Origin of the sequence: Moorena sp. SIO1F2, from assembly GCF_010672755.1 — a bacterium.
GTDB lineage: Bacteria > Cyanobacteriota > Cyanobacteriia > Cyanobacteriales > Coleofasciculaceae > Moorena.
On the sequence record NZ_JAAHFV010000478.1, the window covers coordinates 1 to 4,118 of the forward strand.

Consider the following 4,118-nt stretch of genomic DNA (forward strand, 5'->3'; position numbering starts at 1 on the left):
GCCGTTTTCATTCACAATCACCATGGTATCCCCAGGAGCAGTAAATCCAGAGGTGTTGAAGTTTTCAGTCCCGAGACCCGCCCCTTTTTGCAAAGATAGTTGGGGCAAAGCAATGGGTTTGGGTGATGAGTGAGTCACTGCCTTTACTTCCGCTGACGGTGAGGCTTGAGACTGTAGGAGCTCACTAAAACGCCAATCTGTGATCAGTGTTACTAGTAATCCTGCTACGCCCCATACCATGGCTACTGCTACGCCTTGGATAGATAATTTCCCCTTTGCCTGTCTCTTGTCTGAGAAGGCTGCCATGTCTTGGTTTTCTACAGTGGGTACAAATAGCTGAGAGTAGCATAGCAAACGCTGGAGTATGTAAACTAGACCATCAACTGCCCCTTTTAAACCCTGCTTGAGATCGTCGTGGGTTAGATCAGGACGCAGTACTGGTTCCCCAGTGGGAGTTACCAAATCACTCAGGTAGGCATCGGAGGCAGCAAACTCTGGGGTAGCTTCTGGGACTAGACGCTGTCGATGAACAAAATCCACCCCATAGTTCCAGGAGGGGGAGGTAGCACCAGCCCGACGTCCATAGAGCCGCAACCCAGTAATTTCCGACATAGCCAGCTGCTCTAGGAAGCGGGTAATTTTTCGAGTGACCTGAGATTTTCGAGGACAGACTGTTGCCTCGCTCATGATGTGCAACAAGTCTTGTTTACGGCGAATTTTTACCCTGATTCCACCTGTTACCAATCGTTGGTCAATGTCGGGATTAAGTAAGCGCTCCAACAAAAAGGTCAAGGCATCGTGATGCCCTGTTTGGGCTAAGGAATAGGTGGATTCTCCTAAACTCTGGTGGTCTGCTGCTGGTAAGTTGATCCAGTGAATCCAGGCTGGGGATTCGGTTTCTGGCAGTAAGGAATTTTTGGCAACTTGACCATTGTTTCCAAAGGGGGATTTGAGAGACTCAGCTTCCTGAGACAGTAACGTTTGACTAGGGAACTGACTTGAGTCTACACCATAAATAGTTGCACCCTGGATTCCTTGAGGAGCGATTAAATCCAGTACTGAGGCAATGGCACTGACTACAGTTTCTTTTTCTGGGGCAATAGTTTTCCGGCGGTGGATGACGCTACAAAATACATGTAGGGTGCTTTCTTTAAGAATAGCCCGAACGGTTATTCCCACCGCTGCTAACCCCTGATTTAATAACCGCTGGATTGCTTCTACATCTCCCCAACGAGCCCATTCCTTGAGGACTTCTTCTGGAGGGGTCAAATCTACTCGCAGCTTCCAATCAGGAGTGGCTTCGCCACTTACCTGAAAGCAAATCACGGCATCTCGAAACCCTTGGAGTTGCAAGGAATGTAACCGGTCGATGATGGACTCAGATAGTAAGGATGGATCGGGGCTGTAGTTAGAATTACAAATTATCCAGAGCCGTCGGTTAGGGGGTGAAGGGTGAAGGTTAGTTTGTTTAAGGTTAGAACTTGCCCCGGAAAATCTTCTAGCTTTGGAATCTTGGTTTTGGATCCGGACTTTAACACTGACACCTAGGTAACTGAGGGATTCACTCAGATAACGAGCGATCGCATCTGGAGAACCAGAACGGGCAAGACTTTCGTTTGAGACAGTTAATTCCGCATCAGTGGTTATGGCATCGAAAGACGTCTGGGAAGATTGGTTATAAGCATTAGTGGCATCATCGGTCGGTAGTTTGATAGCGATTTGCTTAATCCAGTCTGGACGTTTCTGCCCCACTCGACGCCCATAAACAATTATTTGATAGATCGGGTTTGCTAAGTCTAGGGGAAACTGAACTTCTCCCTGTTGCAGTTTCAGGGCTTTGATCAGGGGGTTGATCACCTTATTGGCTTCTACTCCCTGAGGGTGTTCACAGAGAATGTGCAAATTGTTCCCTCGCAAACGGACTCGTATGGATAACCCAGGTTGCCTAATGGCACAATAAGCCCACTTGGCAAGGGAGGACGGAGGAGCTTTTGGGAGACGCTGATCGACATCCAACATCACAAATTGATTAACTGGACTGGTAACGGACGAATGATTTCTTCATATCTTAGATGCTCGCCTTGATTTAAGCACAATTTTCTGAAGACTACTTATTTGTTGGGCAAATAAAATTAATTTAGCTGACAATAGAGGTTGAAATCCTCACTCACAGGACTAAATGGCCATCGGTTCTCAAGTCAATACTACTTCAGTAGCAGCCCATTGCTGCGTAACTCCTGCTCTTGTGCCCCAATGTTAAATTTTCGGCTTTGTTTAGTTCATTTGTACTAAAACTAACCCAGATGTCTTCTTCTAAACCCGAAATACCAGAAATCAGGTCTGCTGACCTGTTTAATTTAGAAATGCCCACAAAATTCTTCGTAAGTCTAGGCACTGCTCCAATGCTCTTAGGTATACTCTCAATACAAGCTATGGGTTCATGGTTAGAAACCACAGGTATTAGTAGTGAGGAAGTGTTTCGAGGGCAGAGACTGCCTGTTCTCCCCTTTCCAGATTTGGATGATGAAGATGATCAATAGTTGAAATTTAATTCAAATTTGCTGATATTAGTCGTGGATACTGCCATCGGGCAAAACTGCCCCGGTTAGGTTTGCCCCTGTCAGTTTCACCAAGAGCTTACCATTAGAACCCACTTTAGCTCCACTCATGTCAGCTCCACTCAAATCAGCTCCACTCAAATCAGCTCCAATCAGATTAGCCTCTCGTAAGTTAGCCTTACTGAGGTTAGCTTGAAATAAATTGGCTCTAAATAGATTAGCACCTTCGAGGTTAGCCTCAGCAAGATTGACCCGATGGAGAAAGCCGTCTTTTAGGTTAGCCTGACTTAAGTTAGCGGATTGGAGATTCCGATTTGAGAAATCTCTTTCTTTGAGGTCTGCTCCCCTAAAATCAGCCCCACTCAAGTCAGGAGGGGCTTTGGGAGCCCGAGTTTGAGCAGTCGTGGATGGCTGGGTTCTAGAGTTACCGGGGGGCTGGGCAGTCCGAGCTTGGGCTTGAGTAGTCCGAGTTTGGGCGGGAGTGGATGGTTGGGCTCTTGATTCAGCAGGGGGCTTGGGATTCTGAGGTTGGGCGGGAGTGTATGGTTGGGCTCTAGAGTCACCAGGGGTCTTGGGAGTGCGAGGTTGGGCGGGAGTGTATGGTTGGGCTCTAGAGTCACCAGGGGTCTTGGGAGTGCGAGGTTGGGCGGGAGTGTATGGTTGGGCTCTAGCGTTAGCAGGGGTCTTGGGGGTCCGAGATTGAGCGGTCGTGGATGCTTGGGCTCTAGATCGTTCTGGTTGTTTGTATTTGTAATAGTTTGGTGGGTTTGGCTGGGCTGATGGTGGTGGTTTTGGTCTTGGATTTGGATTGCGATAATCCCGATACGGTGTTCTTGCCCTAGCTTGCTTTTGTGAAGCAGTGGGTGATTTATGATGCGATCGCAATTTTTCTCGTGCCTGATTCAGTAACTTAAGTTTTTCTTCAGCTTTTTGCTTGAGGCGAGGATTATCCTCAGGCACACGATCGGGATGCCAAATAAATGCTAAATCCTTGTAAGCCTGGTTCACTTCTTCCGGTGATGCTCCAGGCTCCAGTTCAAGAACTCTATAGCATTGCTCTAGCTCATTTTGCTTCACCACCATATTATGTGTAACCTAGCGACTTTTCCTTTCTCGACTCTAGACTATCAACTATAGGCTTGCTTGTGTTGTTCCCTATAGTCTACAGACTACAGCCTAGGTAAGCATTCAGCGGTCAGCGATCAGCTATCAGCGATCAGTTACAAGCTATCAGTGTGTCGCGTATCAGCTATCAACCAAAGGCCAACGGCTGACCGCTGACTGCTGACTGCTGACTGCTGACTGCTGATAACTGACCGCTGAGCGCTAACTACGGTTCAATGCCTTACTGCAGGATTTTAGCTACTTCTTTGGAAAAATAGGTCAAAATTAAGTCAGCACCAGCTCGCTTCATGCTAGTCAGGGTTTCCATCATGACTTTTTTCTCATCAATCCAACCATTCTGACCGGCTGCTTTAATCATGGCGTACTCACCACTAACATTGTATGCAGCAACGGGTAAATTAGTATGCTGTCTAACCCGGTGGATAACATCCATAA

2 protein-coding genes and 2 pseudogenes are annotated in these 4,118 nt (G+C 47.3%); 1 reads left to right on the top strand and 3 read right to left on the bottom strand.

Annotation, left to right across the window (positions count from 1 at the left end):
• Positions 1 to 2,019, bottom strand: a pseudogene (locus tag F6J94_RS31260) (DUF1574 domain-containing protein); the annotation flags it as partial.
• A gap of 284 nt (positions 2,020 to 2,303) precedes the next feature.
• Between F6J94_RS31260 and F6J94_RS31265 the strand changes: the two are divergent.
• Positions 2,304 to 2,540, top strand: a complete 237-nt coding sequence (locus F6J94_RS31265; protein ID WP_293047381.1) for a hypothetical protein — start codon at positions 2,304 to 2,306, stop codon at positions 2,538 to 2,540.
• Between the two features lie 27 nt (positions 2,541 to 2,567).
• Here the strand turns inward: F6J94_RS31265 and F6J94_RS31270 are convergent, their stop codons facing one another.
• The gene (locus F6J94_RS31270) at positions 2,568 to 3,635 is read right to left on the bottom strand and encodes a pentapeptide repeat-containing protein (protein WP_293047383.1); all 1,068 of its coding nucleotides are present in this window, start codon (positions 3,633 to 3,635) and stop codon (positions 2,568 to 2,570) included.
• A gap of 268 nt (positions 3,636 to 3,903) precedes the next feature.
• Positions 3,904 to 4,118, bottom strand: a pseudogene (locus F6J94_RS31275) (porphobilinogen synthase); the annotation flags it as partial.